Below are 20421 nucleotides of genomic sequence, written 5' to 3'. Positions count from 1 at the left end.
GGAGAGAACGTTATGAAATGTATCAGGCAGAATGACGTAGAAATATCCAAAGAAGCAATGAAAAAATATGATCTAGAGACACCTAAGGGTAGGTTAGATTATATTCTACAGGAAAAAGAAGGGTTCTTTCCTTTATTTTCAAATAGCATGTTTTCTGCTATGGGAGGGATGACAGAATATAATAAGGTAAAAAAAATAACGTGTAGTGATGTGGATGAATTTTTAAAAATTGAAGACCTAAAAAAAGAAAATATAGACCTTGAAGCAGTTTCAAAGGCTAAGGTCTATTCTTTGGACGGAATATTTACTACCTTGATCTCATTTGTTGAGATGAGTAAGGTACTGAGGCTTATGAGGAAGGATGTGGATAAATTAGAAACGGCCTTTGAAAAAATAGAGAAGAATTTTATTTTGTTTTTAGAGACGATGAATTTAAATGAAGTAAGGTGTTTTTCCTATGCCGATCCATCTGCAATGCTTGAAATACTAGGAAAATATCATGAAAAATGGGTAGTGACAAGGTTTATAGATTTGATGGATAAGCTATCCCATCTGGATATAGTCATCCATATATGCCCGACTTTATTCAATGTCCTAAAAAAAATATGGGATATACAAGGTAAGAATATAAAAAGAAAAAAAGTGGAATCTTATCAGGATGAATTTTTTAAGGAAAAAGGTTTCAAGGTGGTAGGAGGGAGCTGTATAAAAAATAAAGCTGAGGCACTGTATTTTTATTTTTAATTAAAAATAAGGAGAGCAAATATGAATCCGTTGGAAAGAGAAAAGATGATAGAGAAAACAGGAAGAGCAGACAGAGTTTTAACCTGACCCCTTCATAGATATGTTTGGAGCACAGCTCATCCATAAAAATATCCGAGAGGTAAATTTATCGGGAAGGCTCATGGCAGATCTTGAAATAGAGGCTTATAAAATTTTTGGACACGATGGTGTTAGTGTAGGACCAGGATTATACGGAGTTCCAGAGGCTTTAGGAGTAGTACTGGATCTTACCCCTACGTAAAAAAATGTGTAGAAATAGACTATGACAATATAGACCTTCTACCCATATGTGACTCTAAATCGGACGGGAGATTACCTCTTTTCTTGGAAGGGGTGCAAATACTTATAGATGAAGTCTCAGGTGAAGTCTCTGTGGGGAGTAGTGTTGCAGGGCCATTCAGTACAGCTGCAACAGTTATAGGAACAGAAAAATTTCTAAAAGACCTAAGAAAAAATCCAGAAGGAGTTCACAGACTCCTAAATAGAGTTACAAAAAGTGTACTCAACTATATGGATGCTGTGATGAACCTGGGGATAGTTCCTAGCATACCGGATACTGTAGCTTCGGGAACACTCATAAGCACCAAAACTTTCAGAGAATTTGCACTGCCTTATTTGGAGACCTGCGTGGAACATATTAGGAATCGGATGGGAAGGGAACCGGCTCTTCATATATGCGGGACGACAAAGAAACACTGGATGGAGATAAAAAAACTTAATTTGTCGGCTCTCAGCTTAGATAATATCGATGATATTGGGGAAGCCTGTGAGATCTTAGGGAATAAATTCTGTATTATAGGAAACGTTGATCCTGTAAATGTAATGTTAAACGGGACAAGAGAAAGTATCCATAGAGAAGTAAAAAAGTGTATAGACAAAGCATACAACAATCCCAAGGGATTTGTTCTGGCTACAGGATGTGATATTCCTATAAATGCATCTCCTAAAAATATAGAATACTTCATGGAAGCAGCCAGACTGTATAGTCGTTTTAAAGAAAAATAAAAAATTAATAGGGGGATAGCAATGTATCAAATAGGAATAGATATTGGATCTACAGCAGCCAAGGTTGCAGTTATGAAAAAAACAGACATCTTAGAAACTTTTGTTCTGCCAACCGGATGGAGCAGTATAGATACCGCTAATAATATAAAAAAAAGATTGAGTGGTATGGGAATAGAAGAATCTAACTCTAAAGTTGTTGCTACAGGTTATGGAAGGGTTTCTGTTCCCTTTGCTGATAAAACAATTACAGAGATAACCTGTCACGCAATGGGAGCAAAATATTTTATCGGGGAGAATACAACAGTTGTAGATATCGGTGGGCAGGATAGCAAAGTTATTTCTCTTGAAGGTGGAGTGGTTAAGGATTTTACCATGAATGATAAATGCTCTGCCGGAACAGGTAAATTTATAGAAGTTATGTCAAACTCCCTGGGAGTAGATATAGATACCTTGACAGATTTAGCCAGGGAAGGTAGTGGGATAGAGATCACTTCAATGTGTACTGTCTTTGCTGAATCAGAGGTTATAAGTCTTATCGGCAGGGGAGAAAAAAGAGAAAATATAGCCTTTGGAATAGTGGATTCTGTAATAAAAAAAGTAAATTCACTCTGTTCCAGACATGGGGAGTCAGACTCATATTTTCTTACAGGGGGATTTTCAAGGAATCCATATATATTGGAGGAACTGTCTAAGGCTATTGGGCAAAAAGTTGTAACCCATGAATTGGGAAGATATGCAGGAGCTATTGGAGCTGCTATCCTGGCTGGGAAAATAGAAAAATAAAAATAAAGGGAGGAACAAATATGAAAAAATTATTATTGGTTTTAGGAATTTCAATTTTGATGGCGGTACAAATAATGGCATCGGATGGAGTTAAAGTTGTAGATATGAACTATGTGACTGAAAGATTAAACAGTGATGCAGTCATTATAGATGTGAGAAGTGAAGAAATATATGAGGGGAAAACACCGAGAAGAGGGATAAAAGGCGGTCATATCTTAGGAGCCATAAATGTACCTTTGGATACATTTATGGCTATAGAAGATGATTCAGAAAAATTAGAACTCCTTAAATCTAAAGGAATGGATCTAAAAACTGAAATTATTACATATTGTAACACAGGGAGAAAAAGTCAAGTTTTGGCAGAAGAATTGGTAAGATTAGAATACTCTGATGTGAATAACTATAAGGGTAGTATGAAAGAATGGGGAAGAATTTCTACAAATGTAGTTGTAGTTCAGTAATTACTTAGATAATGGAAAATAAACTTTAAGGGGGATAAGATGAAAAACTTAAATAAAAATAATTTACCAGAAAAATTTGAGGAATTTGGAGAAAAAAGAAGGGAAGGATTTCTTACAGTAAAGGAATTTAAAGACAGGGGAGAAAATGTTGTAGGAACGTTTTGTACATATACTCCAAAAGAGGTTATATATGCAGCCAATGCTCATCCAATATCACTTTGTTCTGTAAGTGAGGAAACTATTCCGGCAGCAGAAAAACACCTGCCGAAAAATCTATGTCCATTGGTTAAAGCCAGCTATGGATTTGCTCTGACCGATAAATGTCCGTATATGTATTTTGCTGACATGGTTGTAGGAGAAACAACCTGTGACGGGAAAAAGAAGATGTATGAGCTTCTAGGAGAGATAAAAGATACCCATGTGATGCAGCTGCCACAGACCCAAGATGGGGAACATGCAATGGATCTTTGGAAGAGTGAGATCAGATTTTTAATAAAAAAATTAGAAAATAAATTTAATACAGTGGTTACAGAGGAAGGATTGAGAAAATCCATAAAATCATGCAATGAAGACAGAAGATTATTAAAGGAATTCCATGAACTTGGAAAGATAAAGCCGTCGGTTCTATCAGGATTTGACATGTTCACAGTTTTAAATGGTGCCAACTATACATTCGACAAGAAAAAGATGAGAAGTAATGTAAGGGAGCTTATAGAAGATTTAAAGAGAAAACAGACAGAAAATGATACCTCATATACAGAAACAACACCAAGAATATTGGTAACAGGCTGCCCAATAGGAGGAGTAGCTGAAAAAGTTATAAAAGCCATTGAAGATGCAGGAGCGGTAGTAGTAGCCTTGGAAAACTGCCAAGGATATAAGGAACTTCATGAGGAAGTGGATGAAACTATAGATCCTGTAGAAGCTATTGCCAAAAAATACCTTAATATTCCGTGTTCTGTAATGACGCCTAATAAAGGAAGGAAACAGCTTTTAAAAGATATGGTAGATGAATATAAGGTAGATGGTGTAGTGGATATGATCCTTCAAGCCTGCCATACCTACAGTATTGAAAGCCACAGTATAAAAAGATTTTTGACAAAGGAAAGAAATATTCCGTATATTGCTTTGGAGACAGATTATTGAACTGGAGATGCAGGTCAGATAAAAACAAGGATGGAAGCATTTATTGAGATGCTTTAAAAACTAAATTCTTATATAACTGGAGGAGATTGTATACACTATATCTAATAGTGCAAATTATACCTTTGAGAAAATAGAGCAAAATGATAGAATAATAAATGTAATTGATCAAATGAAGAAAAATAATGATAATACATAAAATATAAACTGGGGTGAAAAGATGAAAAAATTATTTGTTATACTGGCACTGATACTTGGGATAGTAGGGTGCGGCAGTAAGGTAAAAGAATCAAAAAATAAAATAGTAAAGGAAGGCTCTATTAGTGTAAAAGAAGTGCAAAAAGCAGGGGAAGATGAAAATATAGTTGTGATGGATACCAGAAGTTATGATGAATATAATGGCTGGGATCTAAAAGGAAATGGAATTAATGGACATATTCCAGGAGCAGTAAATTATCCTACTAGTGCAATTAAAGATGCTGATCTAGAAATAGCTCTTGAGAGAAAGGGAATCAGTGTAGGAGACGAAATAATTATCTATGGTGAAGAATCAGAAACTATGAAAAACATCCTTATTGAGAAAGGATATACAGTATCTATCTTTGATGGAGGAGTAGAGGAATGGGCAGAAGAATCTCTATCTTTTGAAAAATTAAAAAGATATGAAACTATAGTTCCTGTGAGCTGGGTCAAGGATCTTTTAGAGGGGGAAAAAGTAAATCACTATGACGGAAGACCTGTAAAAGTGTTTAATGTAGGGTGGAGTGAAAATGGGGAACCTCATAAGAAAGGACATATTCCTGAATCTTACTGGATGCATACAGGCTGGATAGAGGAAGGGCCTGTTTGGAACAGAGTCAGTGATATGAAAATTAAAGCAGAGATGGAAAGACAGGGAATCACAACAGATACTCTTGTGCTTATTTACGGCGACCCTATGGCTGCTGCAAGATTTGGAGTTATAGCTAAATATGCAGGTGTAGAAGATGTGAGAATGATAAATGGTGGACTAAAAGCTTGGAAAGATGCTGGATATCCTGTGGAAACTGAGATGAAAAATCCAGAACCAGTAAAAGAATTTGGGGCAAGTGTACCTCAAAACCCAGAACTTATTATAGATTTACCTGAAGCAGTGGAATTATTGAAGGCTGAAGATGGGGATCTTATCAGTATCAGAAGCTGGAGAGAATACCTTGGTAAAATCAGCGGGTATGACTATATCAAGCCTAGAGGAAGAATTATGGGATCTAAATGGGGTATGGCAGGATCTGACCCTTGGCATTTAGAGGATTATAGAGATATGGATCAATTTCATATGAGACCATATACGGAGATTCAAAAAATGTGGGAAGGATTGAAGATAGATCCTGAAAATCATTTGGCATTTTACTGTGGAACTGGCTGGAGAGCAAGTGAAGTATGGTTCTATGCACAGGCTATGGGTCTTGAGAGAATATCTGTATATGATGGTGGATGGAAAGAATGGTCTGAAACAAAGGAAACAAAGAAAAAGTTTTTAAAGGGAGAACCTAAGGTATTAAATGAAGAAAGTTTTATAGATTAGAAAATAGAGGATGATTTCTATATTATTTAGGAGTCATCCTTTTATTTTACAAAATTAAATTTAAATGTTAATATTTATTAATTAAAATCAATTTTAAAATAAAAACAATAAGGGACTACTAGTAAATGAAGAATAAGAACAATTATTTGACTTTAAGAAAAATTTATAAAAAAATATTAATTTTGGTATTTTTGGTTAATTTAAGTATTATTTCTTTTTCAAAAACACATCGTGTGAGACCAGGGGACACTTTAGGTGTAATAAGTAAAAAATATAATATAAGCATTAGTCAATTGCAGGCAAGAAATGATTTAGCTACAAATAAAATTATTTCGGGAACAAATATTGATGTTGGTGGAGATGGGTATCATATTGTTGTCTATGGCGAAAATATTTCATTGATAGCATCTAGATGTAATCTGACTTCTTTAAAATTAATGTCCTTAAATAATATGAAAACTCAAACTATTCATCCTGATATGAAGTTGAAAATTTCAGGTAATTCAGGAAATGAAAAAGTAGTTAAGAGCATTTCAAAAAACAAGAAAAAAACTTCTAGAGACCAAAATAAAAATCATTTTACAATTAAAGAATTTGTAGATAGAGAAACTTATAAAAAATATAGGACAAGAAGTAGTTGGTTTGTAGATAAAGAACTTATCGATCAAATGAACCAATTAAGGGAATTATTTGGTCGTGAGATTACAGTTAACAACTGGGCAACTGGAGGTCGATTTCAATGGAGGGGGTTTAGAACTCCTAAATCACCACAATATACACCTTATTCTTCTCATTCTTTTGGAAGAGCTATAGACTTTGATGTTAAAGAACTTTCTGCTTCCCAGGCTAGGAAAAAAATTATTGGGTGGTATAACGAAGGAATATTGGTTTCTAAATCAATAAGTCTTGAAACAGAAGTTTCATGGGTACATTTAGACGTTAGAAATGGAGGGGAGCTTAGAACATTTAAGCCATAAAATTGTTTTTATCTGAATATAAATAAATAAAAAACCCTTCCTTATTGGAAGGGTTTTTTATTTATTTAAAAATACCTAAAGTATAGATATATATTAGCTACAACTAAGTTCTGAACAGCTATAATCAATCCAAACTTCATAAACTTACCAAAACTTATTTTACAACCTGCTTTATTGGCTGAATTTATAGCCACTACATTGGTTGCCGATGCTAGGATAGTAATATTCCCTCCTAACAACGATCCCATGGAAAGTGCCCACCAAAGTGACGTGGTATTTCCATCGGAGAAAGTTGGGGTCATAAAATGGATGATCTTGGAAACCATGGCTGCATTGGCTACATTTCCGATGACGGCAGTAAACATAGCCGATACCCACAGTACCATACTAGCTGCTATATCTAGATGCCCGTCAGCAGTTTCTAAGAGTTTATCCCCTACTATGTCTACTAAACCTATGGATTCTATCCCCTGTATCAACATAAATAGTCCCATGAAAAAAAACAAAGTATCCCATTCTACGTGTTTAAATACCTCTACAGGATCTCTTTTAGTTATTAAGATCAGAAGGATAGCACCACTCAGAGCTATTATTGCCAAGCCCTTATCGATGAAGTTATTCATCAAAAATCCAAAAATTACTAGTGCAAATATAGTAGCAGATTCCTGTAACAATTTTATGTCTTTTAAAGATCTCGATGCATCCAGTTCCATGACTCTGGCTTTCAAGTCTCTCGAAACTGTCATCTTTCTACCGTACATAAAATAGACCGTAACTATTAACATAACTAATGAAATTATAGCAATTGGAGCTGTGTTTACCAAAAAGTCATTAAATCCTATCTTACCCTCTGCTCCTATAATAAGCTGAGTCGGATCACCGATAAGTGTAGCTAATCCACCTATATTGGCTGACATTATGAGAGTCATAATGTATACGAATGGATCGACCTTAAGCTGGTTAGCTAGTAAGATAGATACCGGTGCCATAAGTAAGATAGTAGTTACATTGTCTAAAAATGCTGAACATACAGCGGTTATTACTGCTAGAAGTACCAGCAAGGGAAATGGTTCTCCCTTTACTAATTGTGCTACCTTTACAGCTAGATATTGAAATACTCCTGTCTCAGAGATAAAATGAACTATGATCATCATTCCTACCAGTAAAAGAATTATCTCGAGCCTTGAACCAATGGCATTGAGTGCTTCATGTTCACTTATAATCCCAACTAACGCCATGGATAGCCCTCCTAAAAGAGTGGCTATTGAACCTGGGACTTTTTCTGTTATTATCAAATAAAATGTTGCTATAAATATAATTAAACCTATTGCTAGTTGCATGTTTATTTCCTCCTGAATACCTAAACTTATATGTGTAAAACTTTTTTGATTATATGTGATCTCAAAATAGTTCCGTAATATTTACCATTTTCAACCACATATATTCTGGTAAAACCTTTATTTACCATTAACAGACATATTTCCATTATAGGAGTTTTTCTGTCTACAACTGCTGTTTTTTTTCTATAAATATCTTGAATCCTGGCTGTCTTTTCATTTTTTAAATATTCCTCAAAGGGCTCCCCTATTGTAAAAAAGTTTAAGTTATCCATTACCGAGGTATAGTCGGGCATACCAAAGGAGATAAGTTCCCTTTCGGTCATCTCTCCCAAGAAATATCCATTATCATCCACTACTGGGAATCCAGGTTTTTCCTCGGTGATAAGCCTTCTGGCTATATCATTTAAGGTGTCGTATGGGCTAACTGGTTTTATTGTGGGGTCCATAACATCTTCAGCAGTGATCTTGTTTTCAATCTTTACATCGATGTGACTTAAAAGATCATATACTTCGGTTCCTGTTTTGGCATTTTTAAGTTTTTCCAATAAAGGCTTATCTTTGAGAGCTATCTTAGTGATAGATGACATGATCTTTAAGATAACTTTACTCTTTAAAGTTTCAGCTGTGATCATAAAGAATATTTTTACCAGATCTTTGTTTCTCATATCGGCCATATCACATTCAATAGGTTCTTTCATAATACCAATAGATATCAGGATATCGTCATATTTATCTACTCTGGCATGAGGGATAGCAATCCCACTTCCCATGGCTGTAGAAACTTCAGCTTCCCTTGCAAAAACTGATTTTTTTATTAGATCTACAGAATCATTGAACGTTTTGTCGTGTTTAGCCGTATTATTTATCATTTGATCGATGATATCTTCTTTGGTATCTCCTTCTAAATTTAGATAGATACACCTAGGGTTTAAGTAACTTGATAACTTCATATATAACCTCCAAATTGTTATTTAAATATTTAATTCTAGCTTTTTTCTATCTTCTTTTTGGATGCTTGTGTATAGATACATGAAACAGGATTTTTTTTATGGATCTTTATTGTTGCATTTCATTATACAACGCAAGTTCCTAAAAATGGAAATAGTTTTTGAAATTATTTTTCCTTCTTTTATTTTTGTATGGATTTGGTATATTTTTGTGATATTTGTTGAGAAAATACATGGAAAATAATGGGGGGGAATGTGCTGTTTACAAGAATAAAATGAGGAAGTGTTATATTTTAAAATATAACATTGAAAAAAACTAAGAATTAATGGTAAAATATGGGGTAAATTATAACTTTAGGAGGAAATAAAATTGAATAAAAAGCCTTGGGATAAAGAAATTGCAACAAAAATGATTACAGAGGATCAAATAGCTGTAAGAGTGGCTGAGTTAGGAGCTCAAATCACGAAGGATTTTAAAGATGTAGAGGAAGATATAATCGTAGTATGTTTATTAAAGGGATCGATTATATTTATGGCAGATCTTTGTAGAAAAATTGAATTACCACTAAAGATGGATTTTCTGACTGTATCTAGTTATGGAAATGAATTTATATCAACTAGAGAAGTAAAAATAAAAAAAGATTTAGATGAAAATATCATGGGGAAACACGTAATCGTGGTAGAGGATATAATTGATTCAGGAAATACATTAAAGACTGTATTAAAGATGCTAGGGCATAGAGGACCTAAGTCAGTTTCGTTATGCACACTTTTAAACAAACTATCTAGAAGAGAAGTTGATATAGATGTACAATATATTGGTTTTGAAATAGAGGATGAATTTGTATTAGGTTATGGGTTAGATTATATGCAGGAGTATAGAAACATTCCTTACGTTGGTATCATGGAAAATTTAGAAGAATTAGATAACTAAGGAGATAATAAAAAATGAAGTATTCAATAGATGTAATGATTTCAAAAGAAGAGATTGCAGAGAAAGTTGCAGAGTTAGGAGCTAGAATAAATGAAAAATATAAAGACAGTGAAGAGTTAGTACTGATTGCCCTTCTACGTGGATCGGTAATATTTATGGCTGACCTTGCCCGTGAATTAAAATTAGGTAATGTGAGACTTGATTTCATGACTGTATCTAGTTATGGAAATTCTATGACCTCTTCTAGAGATGTAAAAATAAAAAAAGATATAGAGGATAGCATCAAAGATAAGGATGTCCTTATTGTAGAAGACTTAATAGATACAGGATTTACTCTGAGTAAAGTTGTTGAAATATTAAAGATCAGAGAACCAAAATCACTCAGTATTTGTACACTTTTAGATAAACCAGCTAGAAGAGAAGCAAATGTTGAGGTAGAATTTTCAGGGTTTCAAATCCCAGATGAGTTTGTAGTAGGATATGGAATTGATTATGCAGAAAAACATAGAGAATTGCCATTTATCGGAAAAGTAATCATAGAAAAATAAAATATAAAAGAAGTAGGTGAAAGATGGGATTTAAACATAAAAAAAAATATGGACAGAACTTTTTGACCAATGCAGGGCAGGTTTTAGATAGGATTATCGAGGTTTCAGATGTTAACTCTGAAGATGCTATAGTAGAGATAGGACCTGGTGATGGAGCACTTACAGAACTGTTATTGGAACATGGGAAAAAAGTTACATGTATGGAGATCGATAAAGATCTAGAAAGAACACTCAGAAGTAAATTTGATGCCAATCCGAAATTTACACTGCTTATGGGAGATGTATTGGAAGTAGATTTTCAAGAGAAAATAGGAGAACCTGTAAAGGTAGTAGCTAATATTCCCTATTATATCACTTCCCCAATTATTCAAAAATTGATAAAAAATAGAAATATTATAAGTGAAATTTATATAATGGTACAAAAAGAAGTAGCTCAAAGGATATGTGCAAAATCAGGAAGTGAGAGAAGTACTCTTACATTATCTATAGAATATTATGGTGAGGCAAAATACCTATTCACTATTCCAAAGGAAGATTTTGAACCGGTACCTAAGATTGATTCGGCATTCATGTCGATTAAACTTCGTGCTGATAATAAGTATGAAAAATTAGTAGATGAAGCTACATTTTTTAAATATGTAAAGGCAGCCTTTGCTACCAAAAGAAAAAATATACTGAATAATCTGTCTAACCTAGGATTTACTAAGGCTGAATTAAAAGAAAAATTAGCTACCATAGGTATAGAGGGAAATAGAAGAGCTGAATCGATAAGTATTGATGAATATATGGAACTTATCAGGGTCTTAGAAGAAAAATAATAATTAAGGGGTTGAGAATGGAGATGAAAATCCATTCTGAATTTTTTATTAAGGAGATAAAAAATCGCTGTGAGCGTAAAGGAGGTAAAAAATTATGATGAGAAGTTACGAGTTTTTTATTCAAACAGAAAGAAGACATATCGATTTTATAAATAAAGGAATGGAAGCCTATGAAGGTCTGGGAATAGTCAGAACTCTGGATGCTAAATTAGGAACAATAAAGATTATATCTACTGAATTTTATGCTACTGAAGTCAGAGATGTTGTAGAAGATTTAGATGCAAATGGTGTATATGCTAAGATAACCTATGAGGGGCCTTGGAAGGGTGTATTATAAAATAAATTGAAAAATTAATCAGTGTCAAAAGGAGGCAATAATGGAAACAAATTGTCATACAACAGATCACAGAGTTTACTATAATGAAACTGACCAAATGGGAAGGGTCTATCATTCCAACTACGTTCTCTGGATGGAAAAAGGACGAACTGAGTTTATTAGAGCTAAGAAGATCTCCTATAAATCTCTAGAAGAAGATGGAATCTTTCTTCCTGTATCGGATATAGGTATAAAGTTTTTAAAAGCCATAGAATATGATATGGAATTAAAAATAAAAACTATTTTGGTGGATATAAATAGAATTAAGGTTAAATTTAGATATGAATTTTATGATAAAGAGATGCAAACTCTCTTTGGAACAGCAACTACTACAAATATTTTTACAGACAGAGATGGAATACTTAAAAGAGTCGGCAAAGAATTAATAGAACATATAAAAAATAATTAAAGATTTGATGGATATTGTAAAAATATGTTGTCTTAGATAAAAAAAATAAATTTATCAATTTGGCCAAAAGCCAGGGAGAAATATAAAAATGGAAAAATTAGAAGCATTGTTAAAATATATAGTTTCAGAAATGGTGAAAACACAAGATGCAATAGATATAACATATGAGGAAAAGAAAGATCTTATTGTATTTAAAATAAGAGTAGCTGATGGTGAATTAGGAAAAGTAATTGGTAAAAACGGTCTGACTGCTAACGCTATCAGAGGAGTAATGCAGGCAGCAGCAGTAAAAGATAAATTAAACGTAAATGTAGAATTTTCAGATTAATTAGGGGGTAAGAATATGGAATTAATTTCAGTTGGAAAAATTTCAGGAACTCACCATCTAATGGGGACATTGAAGGTTTCTTCAAACTTTGAAGACCTGAGTATAATAGTGGGATCTAAGGTAGTTGTAAAACATACCAATGGAATGAGCAGAATATTGACAGTAACAAATATAAAGAAACTAAGCCCTAAAAGGTTAGCTTTTGATTTTGAGGAGATAACTAATAAAACAGAAGGGATTGCTCTATCTGGATATTCTATCTACATAAGAAAAGATATCCTAGGATTAGAAGAGGATGAATATTATGCTTCTGACATCATAGGGATGATGGCTGTCACTGTAGACGGAGAAGAATTAGGAGAAATCACTGACTTAATGGAGACAGCAGGTCATGATATCTATGTAATTGGTAAAGGTAAGGAAGAAATAATGGTTCCTTCAGTAGAGGAATTTGTAAAAGATGTTGATTTTAAAAAAAGGGTAGTTATTTTTGATCTAATAGAGGGAATGAGACCATGAAAATAAATATTTTAACTCTTTTTCCTGCTATGTTTGATGGGTTTAAAAGTGAAAGTATAATTAAAAGAGCTATAAATAGCGGGTCACTGGAGATAAATATTATAGACATAAGAGAGTATACCTTTGATAAACATAATACTGCTGATGATACTCCATTTGGAGGAGGAGCAGGTATGGTATTGAAGGCTGAACCTATATTTAGAGCTTTGGAAAATACTTCTGGAAAGGTAATTTATACCTCTCCTCAAGGTGTGACACTTCATCAAAACTTATCCAATGAACTGAGTTTAGAAGAGGAAATAACTATAATAGCGGGTCACTACGAAGGGATGGATGAAAGGGTTATAGAAGAAAAAGTGGATTTAGAGATCTCTATTGGAGATTTTGTATTAACTGGAGGAGAGCTACCAGCTATGGTTATAGCTGATTCCATTGCTAGACTCCTACCTGGTGTTATAAATAAAGAATCCTATGAACAGGATTCATTTTATAATGGTCTATTAGATCATCCTCACTATACTCGTCCGGCAGAAATTGACGGATTAAAAATACCAGAAATACTTCTTTCTGGACACCATAAAAACATAGAGTTGTGGAGAAAAAAGGAAAGCCTCAAAAGAACATACCTGAGAAGACCTGATCTATTAGAAGGCAGAGAATTTACAAGAGAAGAAAAGAAGTTATTAAAAGAGATCGTGGAAGAACTATAAATGTGAGAGAAACCTCTAAGGAAAGGGTGATATATTTGATATATTCTTTAAAAGATAAAACACCAAAATTTGGGAAAAATAACTACATAGCTCCTAATGCTACCTTAGTAGGAGATATTGAACTAGGAGAAGATGTAAGTATATGGTTTGGGGCTGTACTACGTGGAGATATGAGTAAGATCACTATTGGTAATGCCTCTAATATCCAAGATAATTGTACTATTCATGGAGATATACCTTATCCTGTTACCTTGGGAGAGGGAGTTACAATAGGACACAATGCCATTGTTCACGGATGTAGTATAGGAGATAACTGTGTGATTGGTATGGGAGCTATTTTATTAAATGGTGCAACTATACCTAAGAATTGTCTTGTAGGAGCTGGATCTGTTGTAGTAGCTAAGTTAGAGATTGAGGAGGGAAGCCTAGTGATAGGAAATCCTGCTATAGTCAAGAAAAAATTATCAGATAAATATATTGAATATCTAAAGTATGCAAAGGATGTATATATAAATGATATCGATATCTATACAAAAGAGTTAGAAGAAATAAAGTAAAAAACAGAAAAGAGGAGAAAATAAATGAGAGAAAAAATATATTTAGGTTTAGTACACTATCCTGTATATAACAGAAACCAAGAAACAGTTGCTACATCGGTAACCAACTTTGATATTCATGATATATCTAGAAGTTGTAAGACATATGACATAAAGGGATATCATATAATCACTCCAGTAGATGCTCAAGTAGAATTAACGAGCAGAGTAATTGGGTATTGGAAAGATGGATTTGGTGGAAACTTCAATAAAGACAGGGAAGCAGCATTCTCTACTACATTTGTAACTGAAAGTATTGAAAAAGCTATAGAAGAGATTGAAAAAGCTGAAGGGAAAAAACCAGTAATTGTCACAACTTCTGCAAGAATATACGATAATTCAATCTCATATGAAGATATGAGTGAAAAAATATATAATGATGATAATGTTTATCTGTTATTATTTGGTACAGGACATGGTTTGCTAGATGAGATCATGGAGAATTGTACTCATATTTTAGATCCAATTAGAGGTAAGACAAAGTATAATCATCTGTCAGTAAGATCGGCAGTAGCTATAATCTTAGACAGATTATTAGGTGAGAAATAGAGAAATGAAAAATCCCCGGGCTATTTTAGCAAGGGGATTTTTACTTATATTTGCCTAGTTTTTTCTCTTAACCAGTTTATCTCGTTCAAAATTTAATGATTGAGATAAATTAATTCTCCAAGGCAACAAAAGGCCGATAATTAATAGATATGATCTTTAAAAACAAAAATAATATTTTAAAAAATATAAGAAAGGTAATAAAAATTAATTTTGAATTTTTTACTTGTTGTGTAATAATAAATATAATGAAAACAGGCTATAAAATAAAAAGAAGAAATAATAAATTTAGGAGGGATTAGATGTCAGCAGATGTAATAAATTATGAAATTAAAGGTGAAGGAATCCAATTAGTGGAGATAGAGCTAGATCCGAGAGAGGGAGTTAGAGCAGAGGCTGGAGCTATGACCTATATGGAAGATGGGATAGACATGCAAACAAGTAATAAGGGTGGACTCTTTGGTGGTTTCAAGAGGATGATAACAGGAGAAAGTTTCTTCATCACAACATTTTTAAATGAAGGGAACAAAAAATCAAGAGTTGGGTTTGCTGCACCATATCCTGGGCAGATAATCCTTATAGATCTAAAAAGATTTAATGGAGAGTTTCTATGCCAGAAAGATTCCTATCTATGTTCAGCTAATGGGATAGATATAGATGTGGCTTTCACTAAAAAATTAGGAGCAGGATTCTTTGGAGGAGAGGGATTTATCCTTCAAAAATTAACTGGAAATGGGATGGCCTTTATCCATGCAGGGGGAACCATAGTTGAAAAAAAATTAGCCCATGGAGAAACTCTAAGAGTGGATACAGGTTGTGTTATAGGATTCGAATCTAGTGTAAGTTATGATATTAGATTTGTAGGAGGATTTAAAAATGCAATGTTTGGTAAAGAAGGTTTATTTTTGGAAACTTTACAGGAACCTGGAACAGTATATATACAGTCTATGCCAATATCAAAATTAGCTGAAAGACTAGGTGCAGCAGTAGGAAGGAATAGGGGACAATGCAATGGTGGTGGCGACATGTTGGCTGGAGGGATAGCAGGAGGAATACTAGGTAGTATGTTTGGTGGAGTCAATGACTAAGGTCGATATAAAAAAAACTAAAGCTGTGATAGATATTGGGACTAATTCATGCAGATTATTTATTGGTTGTGTGGAAGATGGAAAAATTACAAATAAAATATTAAAATTAATGGAAATAACAAGGCTAGGACAAGATGTAGATAAGACTGGGGTTTTAAGGCAGGATGCTATGGATAGAACCATAGAGACACTAAAACTATACAGAAAAAAAATAGATGGATATGGTATAGAGGAAATAAAAGTTACTGCAACTTCTGCTACTCGTGACTCTAAAAATAGAGAGGAATTTATCTCCCGGGTAAAGGCAGAGACAAACCTCGAGATCCATTGTATTACAGGAGAGGAAGAGGGAAAGTTAAGTTTTTCCGGAGCAGTATCTGAATTTGATGAAAAGATTATGGTATTTGATATAGGAGGCGGGAGTACTGAATTTATTCTAGGGGACAAAAATAAGGTTGAATATATAGAGAGTTTCAATGTAGGTGCAGTAAGACTGGGAGAAAAATTCTTTAAGGGGAAAAATGATATTTTAAGTGGTGAAGTCTGGGTAAAAGAACTTCTGAAAAGGCTATATAAGTATAAAAATCAGTCATTTACATTGGTAGGGGTAGCTGGGACTGTTACTACTCATGTCAGTATACTCTTGGAGATGGATGAGTATGATACTGACGGAGTCCACATGTATAGACTGACTAAGGAAGAGATATTAAAAAATCTAGATCTATTTTTAAGTAAATCGTTGAAAGATAGAAAAAAAATAGTAGGTTTACATCCAAAGAGAGCAGAGGTGATCATTCCGGGGACCTATTTGTTGTTGTGGATAATGGAAATTTTAGAAAAGGATGAAATTGTAGTTTCAGAATCAGATATCTTAGAAGGGATGATGATGAATGAGTAAAAAATATATTATCTATGGTCGTGTGCAAGGAGTAGGATTTAGATATTTCATCTTTGAATTGGCCGCAAAATTAAGATTTAATGGAAGCGTAAAAAATTTGTCCGACGGAAGTGTAGAAGTAGTTATAGAAAGTAGCAGGCAGGAAGAGATATTGAAGGAGATTAAAAAAGGTAATTTTTTTAGTAGTGTAGATGAAATAAAAGAAATTGAAACCACAAAGACTACTTATGAGGATTTTAAAATTTTATATTAATTTTACACAAGTAAAGTTAGTAAACTAGAAAGGCTTTTAGAATATAAAAAATTCTAAAAGCCTTTCTTTGTATTTAATGGAAATGTCACGTTGCTTCTTATATATGATTTGTAAATATTATTATTTTTCTAATATTTAATATTTTTTCTAAACTGGAATCTTCTAATTTATAAAGTTCTTTTAATTTTAGGGGTTCTTCATGGAATAAGTGTAAAAATGTTATGATAAAAGAACAGCTAGAATTAACCAAATAATTTATTTTTTTTAAAGTGTTTTCATCTAAGCTTTCCAGGATAAGGTCTGTGTTTTTATAGATACGATTAACTAGTTCTTCAATATAAATAACTCTATTTTTATTGAATTGAAGTGCAAATTTAATCAATTTTTTTTCTAAGTTTTCCTCTTTGGCTATTTCAAAATTATTAAAATGAAAGACTCCTAATTTTTTACAAATAGTACTTATAAACTTGTCATTATATTTTAAGTAAAAATTGATACTAGAAATATCTAAACGAAGACTATATTCCTTTTCGTTAAATCTATCTTTATAAAAATTTTCAACTACTTGAACTTCGTGTTTAATAGAATCAAATTCATCATCAATACTTTCTAACATAGCACTAATTCTAAATAATTTTCTTTGAACTTTATTGGGTATTTTAGCAAGGGTTTTATATCTCAATTGATGGTCTATTTGAGCCCAAATATGTTGAAGGGCAGTCCGAATCTGTACTTCAAATTTAAAATCATTGCACCCATAAATTTTTTTTTGACAAGCCTTATATTTGCAGATATAGTGGAGAGATAGGTAGCCCATTTCATTATATTTTAAACTTTTAAGCTTGTTTGTTGAGTTTTTATAATCGATCTTAAAATTTTCTTTGAGGAGGTTTAAAATACTATCGAGATCTTCCCTATAGTAGGTAATTATACGAATGCCCAAAATATCTGTCATGTCTTCTAAGGGATTTTCATACTTATCTTTTTTTATTTCTAATTTTTTTTTGAAACTGTCGAGACTTTTTACACGAGATTCTGTTTTTACGCAGAAGATATTATTGTCTTTTAGAATTTTTTCAACTTTTTGTTGTAGGTGAAATATAAATATTTCATATTCCTGCATATTGTCTTCAAACTCTTCAACCCAGTGGGTAATGTCGTTCATCTTGTCTCCTTTTGTTAATTTATATATATGGTAACTACTCTAAATAATTTTGAGCTACATCTTAATTATACACCATAACATAAGAAATGGCAAGGAGGAGGGGTTGATTGGTGATTTTATTTGATTAATAGTTAATAAATAAATAACACATACTGTAAAGTTAAAAAGCAGTTAAAAAGAAAATAAAAATTAAAACTTGTACACAAAGATTAAAAAGGATAAAATAAAAAAGAATACGAAGAAATAATTTTAAATTCATGATAAAAATAAAAATTTAAATTTTATATAGGGGGCAGAGATGAAAAAAATAGTTTTAATTACAGGAGCTAGTTCAGGAATAGGGAGGGCTACGGCACTTAGATATGCAGAAAAATCATATGATTTGATCTTGGTGGCAAGAAGAATGGATAAATTAGAGGAACTAAAGGATGAGATAATTGGATTTAAAAATATCGAAGTTAAACTTCTGCAAATAGATATATCCAGTTCAGAAGAGGTGAAAAATGGTATAAATTCATTGGAAGGCAGATGGAAGCAAATAGATATATTGATAAATTCGGCTGGATTAGCACTGGGAATGGATAAGATTCACGAAAGTGAATACAGCTCATTTGATAGTGTTATAGATGTAAATATAAAGGGGCTGTTATATATTTCTAAAACAGTAATACCTTTAATGTTAGCAGCAAAAGTAGATGGGCATGTGGTAAATTTGGGATCAACAGCAGGTAGGCTAGCGTATTCAGGTGGAGGAGTTTATTGTGCTAGTAAAGCAGCAGTAAAAACCTTAACTGATGCAATGAGGATAGATCTTATAGATACTCCTATTAGGGTAACAAATATAGAGCCAGGAATGGTAGAAACTCCATTTTCAAATATCAGGTTTAGAGGAGATGATGAAAAAGCTGAGAACGTGTACAAAGGTATAGAAGCTTTGACACCAGGAGATGTAGCGGAAGTTATTGTATATACGACTTCACTCCCTCAAAATGTACAGGTGTGTGAATTGATGTTAACTCCAAATAAGCAAGCTACGGGGCGAGATTTGTATCGATCGACAAAACAGGACAAAAATGAAAAATAAATTAAAGCAGGATGGACTTCATCCTGCTTTTTTACTTCTTATATATTCAGCCAGACAGCCGTTAAAGGCAAGGTGCCACGATTTCCTATATGGCTCATACCAGAGTTCCCATTTGATGCCGTATCTATCCTTAAATTTTTCTAGGTCTTCTTTTTGGCCAAAGAGTTCTATATGAGTTTTATAGAGATCTACTGTAAAAGGTGAAATGTCAACTACAATACCCAAAGAATCAAAGGCAAGATGCATATTTCTAGTAACACCATTATAATCAAAGCCACGTAATAAATATGCGTATAATTGGGTTTCTAAATTAAATTTAGTTCTTATATCATTAATTTTGAAGCCATTTATAAAAAGCTGATAATACATTTCTTTTTCTAGGTATTTATCTATGATTTTTTTATAATCTTGAATAAATTCTTCCATTGTGTAGTTTAATTCTAGTAAATTTATTCTTGAACTAATATAGGTAGGGTATATCTTATCATCTTCTCTCCATAATTTTCTTCCTGTAGGACCTCCTAAGAATTTTTTTATTTCGTCTTTACTATATTTTGCTTTAATTTTATCATACAAGATCATGGGGCCTCCTAGATAAGGTTAGTAATAACTATGGCTCTGAAGTTATTAACATACCTTAATTCATAAATTATTAAATTCAAGATTTTTTTGATTTTTTTACTATCCTTCTCATTTTTTATCTTTTTCAAATATTTCTTTAACAGAGTTTTGTTATCTATATTAATAGTATTAGGTTTATGTTCTTTCAATGTTTGAATTTGTTCCTCAATACCTTGTTTTGTTTTAGATAACTCTAAACTGGTAGAATCAAAGAGCATTTCAGAGACTTTGTTATCCAGATATTTAGTTAACAAGTTTTTTTCCTTAGTTATAATTTTTTTAAGTTCATTTTCATATAGGGTAATTCTTATTTTTGGATTGTTAGGATCATCATCTTCTAAAGTCATTTTTTCCATCTCTTTTTCTAAAATATCAATGACTTGCTCCTCCAACATTGCACCACTATGCCAGTGTACGTGATTTTTGCAATCATATGTGAGATGACCACGCTTATTCCTGCAAGGGTAAGTTCTTTTCCCACACTGGCAGATAACATTATCAAACAGGTAGTAATCTTTATAGTTT

At 32.8% G+C, this 20421-nt stretch carries 26 protein-coding genes; 21 read left to right on the top strand and 5 right to left on the bottom strand.

Annotated elements, in window-relative coordinates:
* Positions 1-12: 12 nt before the first annotated feature.
* The 7 genes from V5784_RS03630 to V5784_RS03600 all read left to right on the top strand — a co-directional run bounded on the left by V5784_RS03630 (position 13) and on the right by V5784_RS03600 (position 6716).
* On the top strand, positions 13-744 hold the full coding sequence (locus V5784_RS03630) for a hypothetical protein (protein ID WP_336887691.1): 732 nt from the start codon (positions 13-15) through the stop codon (positions 742-744).
* Between the two features lie 225 nt (positions 745-969).
* The gene (locus tag V5784_RS03625; RefSeq protein ID WP_336887703.1) at positions 970-1788 is read left to right on the top strand and encodes a uroporphyrinogen decarboxylase family protein; all 819 of its coding nucleotides are present in this window, start codon (positions 970-972) and stop codon (positions 1786-1788) included.
* Positions 1789-1809: 21 nt separating this feature from the next.
* Positions 1810-2571: an acyl-CoA dehydratase activase gene (locus V5784_RS03620; protein WP_336887690.1), complete on the top strand. Its 762-nt coding sequence runs from the start codon at positions 1810-1812 to the stop codon at positions 2569-2571.
* Positions 2572-2591: 20 nt separating this feature from the next.
* Complete coding sequence (locus V5784_RS03615) at positions 2592-3032, top strand: rhodanese-like domain-containing protein (protein WP_336887689.1); 441 nt, start codon at positions 2592-2594, stop codon at positions 3030-3032.
* 39 nt (positions 3033-3071) lie between these two features.
* Positions 3072-4178: a double-cubane-cluster-containing anaerobic reductase gene (locus tag V5784_RS03610; RefSeq protein ID WP_336887688.1), complete on the top strand. Its 1107-nt coding sequence runs from the start codon at positions 3072-3074 to the stop codon at positions 4176-4178.
* Between the two features lie 217 nt (positions 4179-4395).
* Complete coding sequence (locus tag V5784_RS03605; RefSeq protein WP_336887687.1) at positions 4396-5739, top strand: rhodanese-like domain-containing protein; 1344 nt, start codon at positions 4396-4398, stop codon at positions 5737-5739.
* A gap of 125 nt (positions 5740-5864) precedes the next feature.
* On the top strand, positions 5865-6716 hold the full coding sequence (locus tag V5784_RS03600) for a LysM peptidoglycan-binding domain-containing protein (protein ID WP_336887686.1): 852 nt from the start codon (positions 5865-5867) through the stop codon (positions 6714-6716).
* Between the two features lie 65 nt (positions 6717-6781).
* On the opposite strand, the gene V5784_RS03595 is transcribed toward V5784_RS03600, so the two are convergent.
* Positions 6782-8056, bottom strand: a complete 1275-nt coding sequence (locus V5784_RS03595) for an ArsB/NhaD family transporter (protein WP_336887685.1) — start codon at positions 8054-8056, stop codon at positions 6782-6784.
* 26 nt (positions 8057-8082) lie between these two features.
* Positions 8083-9006 carry a PTS sugar transporter subunit IIA gene (locus V5784_RS03590; protein ID WP_336887684.1) on the bottom strand — a complete coding sequence of 308 codons (924 nt, stop codon included), beginning with the start codon at positions 9004-9006 and terminating at the stop codon, positions 8083-8085.
* Positions 9007-9373: 367 nt separating this feature from the next.
* Here V5784_RS03590 and hpt (V5784_RS03585) point away from each other — a divergent pair, with 367 nt between their 5' ends.
* The 13 genes from hpt (V5784_RS03585) (at position 9374) to V5784_RS03525 (ending at position 17026) form a co-directional block, all read left to right on the top strand.
* Complete coding sequence (hpt, locus tag V5784_RS03585) at positions 9374-9937, top strand: hypoxanthine phosphoribosyltransferase (RefSeq protein ID WP_336887683.1); 564 nt, start codon at positions 9374-9376, stop codon at positions 9935-9937.
* A gap of 14 nt (positions 9938-9951) precedes the next feature.
* Positions 9952-10485 carry a hypoxanthine phosphoribosyltransferase gene (gene hpt / locus V5784_RS03580; RefSeq protein ID WP_336887682.1) on the top strand — a complete coding sequence of 178 codons (534 nt, stop codon included), beginning with the start codon at positions 9952-9954 and terminating at the stop codon, positions 10483-10485.
* 23 nt (positions 10486-10508) lie between these two features.
* Positions 10509-11303, top strand: a complete 795-nt coding sequence (gene rsmA, locus V5784_RS03575) for a 16S rRNA (adenine(1518)-N(6)/adenine(1519)-N(6))-dimethyltransferase RsmA (protein WP_336887681.1) — start codon at positions 10509-10511, stop codon at positions 11301-11303.
* Between the two features lie 94 nt (positions 11304-11397).
* Entirely contained in the window at positions 11398-11640 is a 243-nt protein-coding gene (locus V5784_RS03570) for a DUF4911 domain-containing protein (RefSeq protein WP_336887680.1), read from the top strand.
* Positions 11641-11680: 40 nt separating this feature from the next.
* On the top strand, positions 11681-12088 hold the full coding sequence (locus V5784_RS03565; protein WP_336887679.1) for a thioesterase family protein: 408 nt from the start codon (positions 11681-11683) through the stop codon (positions 12086-12088).
* Positions 12089-12176: 88 nt separating this feature from the next.
* Positions 12177-12416, top strand: a complete 240-nt coding sequence (locus V5784_RS03560; protein WP_336887678.1) for a KH domain-containing protein — start codon at positions 12177-12179, stop codon at positions 12414-12416.
* 15 nt (positions 12417-12431) lie between these two features.
* Positions 12432-12935 (top strand): ribosome maturation factor RimM, encoded by a 504-nt coding sequence (gene rimM, locus V5784_RS03555; protein WP_336887677.1) that lies wholly within the window; start codon positions 12432-12434, stop codon positions 12933-12935.
* Positions 12932-13645, top strand: a complete 714-nt coding sequence (gene trmD / locus V5784_RS03550) for a tRNA (guanosine(37)-N1)-methyltransferase TrmD (RefSeq protein ID WP_336887676.1) — start codon at positions 12932-12934, stop codon at positions 13643-13645. Before rimM ends, trmD begins: the two co-directional genes overlap by 4 nt.
* A gap of 35 nt (positions 13646-13680) precedes the next feature.
* Positions 13681-14202 (top strand): gamma carbonic anhydrase family protein, encoded by a 522-nt coding sequence (locus V5784_RS03545; RefSeq protein ID WP_336887675.1) that lies wholly within the window; start codon positions 13681-13683, stop codon positions 14200-14202.
* 24 nt (positions 14203-14226) lie between these two features.
* Positions 14227-14790, top strand: coding sequence for an RNA methyltransferase (locus V5784_RS03540; protein WP_336887674.1), 564 nt, complete (start codon positions 14227-14229; stop codon positions 14788-14790).
* Positions 14791-15089: 299 nt separating this feature from the next.
* A complete protein-coding gene (locus V5784_RS03535) occupies positions 15090-15875 on the top strand; it encodes a TIGR00266 family protein (RefSeq protein WP_336887673.1) in 786 nt (261 codons plus the stop codon).
* Positions 15868-16773 carry a Ppx/GppA phosphatase family protein gene (locus V5784_RS03530; protein WP_336887672.1) on the top strand — a complete coding sequence of 302 codons (906 nt, stop codon included), beginning with the start codon at positions 15868-15870 and terminating at the stop codon, positions 16771-16773. The genes V5784_RS03535 and V5784_RS03530 overlap by 8 nt, the downstream gene beginning before the upstream one ends.
* Complete coding sequence (locus V5784_RS03525) at positions 16766-17026, top strand: acylphosphatase (protein WP_336887671.1); 261 nt, start codon at positions 16766-16768, stop codon at positions 17024-17026. The genes V5784_RS03530 and V5784_RS03525 overlap by 8 nt, the downstream gene beginning before the upstream one ends.
* A gap of 97 nt (positions 17027-17123) precedes the next feature.
* On the opposite strand, the gene V5784_RS03520 is transcribed toward V5784_RS03525, so the two are convergent.
* Positions 17124-18191 carry a hypothetical protein gene (locus tag V5784_RS03520; protein ID WP_336887670.1) on the bottom strand — a complete coding sequence of 356 codons (1068 nt, stop codon included), beginning with the start codon at positions 18189-18191 and terminating at the stop codon, positions 17124-17126.
* 298 nt (positions 18192-18489) lie between these two features.
* On the opposite strand from V5784_RS03520, the gene V5784_RS03515 reads away from it, so the two are divergent.
* Positions 18490-19275, top strand: a complete 786-nt coding sequence (locus tag V5784_RS03515; RefSeq protein ID WP_336887669.1) for an SDR family NAD(P)-dependent oxidoreductase — start codon at positions 18490-18492, stop codon at positions 19273-19275.
* An 18-nt stretch (positions 19276-19293) separates the two neighbouring features.
* Here V5784_RS03515 and V5784_RS03510 read toward each other — a convergent pair whose 3' ends face one another.
* Together V5784_RS03510 and V5784_RS03505 are read right to left on the bottom strand one after the other, a co-directional pair.
* Positions 19294-19857, bottom strand: coding sequence for a hypothetical protein (locus tag V5784_RS03510; RefSeq protein ID WP_336887668.1), 564 nt, complete (start codon positions 19855-19857; stop codon positions 19294-19296).
* An 8-nt stretch (positions 19858-19865) separates the two neighbouring features.
* On the bottom strand, positions 19866-20421 hold a 556-nt coding region (locus V5784_RS03505), incomplete at its 5' end, for a hypothetical protein (RefSeq protein WP_336887667.1).

This window comes from Psychrilyobacter sp. (genome assembly GCF_037132775.1).
Lineage (GTDB): Bacteria > Fusobacteriota > Fusobacteriia > Fusobacteriales > Fusobacteriaceae > Psychrilyobacter.
This window is presented reverse-complemented; position numbering and strand designations above follow the sequence as displayed.

Excerpts from the sequence above, each read along its gene's own strand:
- V5784_RS03630 (WP_336887691.1), top strand. The coding sequence starts at position 13 with ATGAAATGTATCAGGCAGAATGACGTAGAAATATCCAAAGAAGCAATG.
- V5784_RS03620 (WP_336887690.1), top strand. The coding sequence starts at position 1,810 with ATGTATCAAATAGGAATAGATATTGGATCTACAGCAGCCAAGGTTGCA.
- V5784_RS03615 (WP_336887689.1), top strand. The coding sequence starts at position 2,592 with ATGAAAAAATTATTATTGGTTTTAGGAATTTCAATTTTGATGGCGGTA.
- V5784_RS03610 (WP_336887688.1), top strand. The coding sequence starts at position 3,072 with ATGAAAAACTTAAATAAAAATAATTTACCAGAAAAATTTGAGGAATTT.
- V5784_RS03605 (WP_336887687.1), top strand. The coding sequence starts at position 4,396 with ATGAAAAAATTATTTGTTATACTGGCACTGATACTTGGGATAGTAGGG.
- V5784_RS03600 (WP_336887686.1), top strand. The coding sequence starts at position 5,865 with ATGAAGAATAAGAACAATTATTTGACTTTAAGAAAAATTTATAAAAAA.
- V5784_RS03595 (WP_336887685.1), bottom strand. The coding sequence starts at position 8,056 with ATGCAACTAGCAATAGGTTTAATTATATTTATAGCAACATTTTATTTG.
- V5784_RS03590 (WP_336887684.1), bottom strand. The coding sequence starts at position 9,006 with ATGAAGTTATCAAGTTACTTAAACCCTAGGTGTATCTATCTAAATTTA.
- hpt (WP_336887682.1), top strand. The coding sequence starts at position 9,952 with ATGAAGTATTCAATAGATGTAATGATTTCAAAAGAAGAGATTGCAGAG.
- rsmA (WP_336887681.1), top strand. The coding sequence starts at position 10,509 with ATGGGATTTAAACATAAAAAAAAATATGGACAGAACTTTTTGACCAAT.
- V5784_RS03570 (WP_336887680.1), top strand. The coding sequence starts at position 11,398 with ATGATGAGAAGTTACGAGTTTTTTATTCAAACAGAAAGAAGACATATC.
- V5784_RS03565 (WP_336887679.1), top strand. The coding sequence starts at position 11,681 with ATGGAAACAAATTGTCATACAACAGATCACAGAGTTTACTATAATGAA.
- V5784_RS03560 (WP_336887678.1), top strand. The coding sequence starts at position 12,177 with ATGGAAAAATTAGAAGCATTGTTAAAATATATAGTTTCAGAAATGGTG.
- rimM (WP_336887677.1), top strand. The coding sequence starts at position 12,432 with ATGGAATTAATTTCAGTTGGAAAAATTTCAGGAACTCACCATCTAATG.
- trmD (WP_336887676.1), top strand. The coding sequence starts at position 12,932 with ATGAAAATAAATATTTTAACTCTTTTTCCTGCTATGTTTGATGGGTTT.
- V5784_RS03540 (WP_336887674.1), top strand. The coding sequence starts at position 14,227 with ATGAGAGAAAAAATATATTTAGGTTTAGTACACTATCCTGTATATAAC.
- V5784_RS03535 (WP_336887673.1), top strand. The coding sequence starts at position 15,090 with ATGTCAGCAGATGTAATAAATTATGAAATTAAAGGTGAAGGAATCCAA.
- V5784_RS03530 (WP_336887672.1), top strand. The coding sequence starts at position 15,868 with ATGACTAAGGTCGATATAAAAAAAACTAAAGCTGTGATAGATATTGGG.
- V5784_RS03525 (WP_336887671.1), top strand. The coding sequence starts at position 16,766 with ATGAGTAAAAAATATATTATCTATGGTCGTGTGCAAGGAGTAGGATTT.
- V5784_RS03520 (WP_336887670.1), bottom strand. The coding sequence starts at position 18,191 with ATGAACGACATTACCCACTGGGTTGAAGAGTTTGAAGACAATATGCAG.
- V5784_RS03515 (WP_336887669.1), top strand. The coding sequence starts at position 18,490 with ATGAAAAAAATAGTTTTAATTACAGGAGCTAGTTCAGGAATAGGGAGG.
- V5784_RS03510 (WP_336887668.1), bottom strand. The coding sequence starts at position 19,857 with ATGATCTTGTATGATAAAATTAAAGCAAAATATAGTAAAGACGAAATA.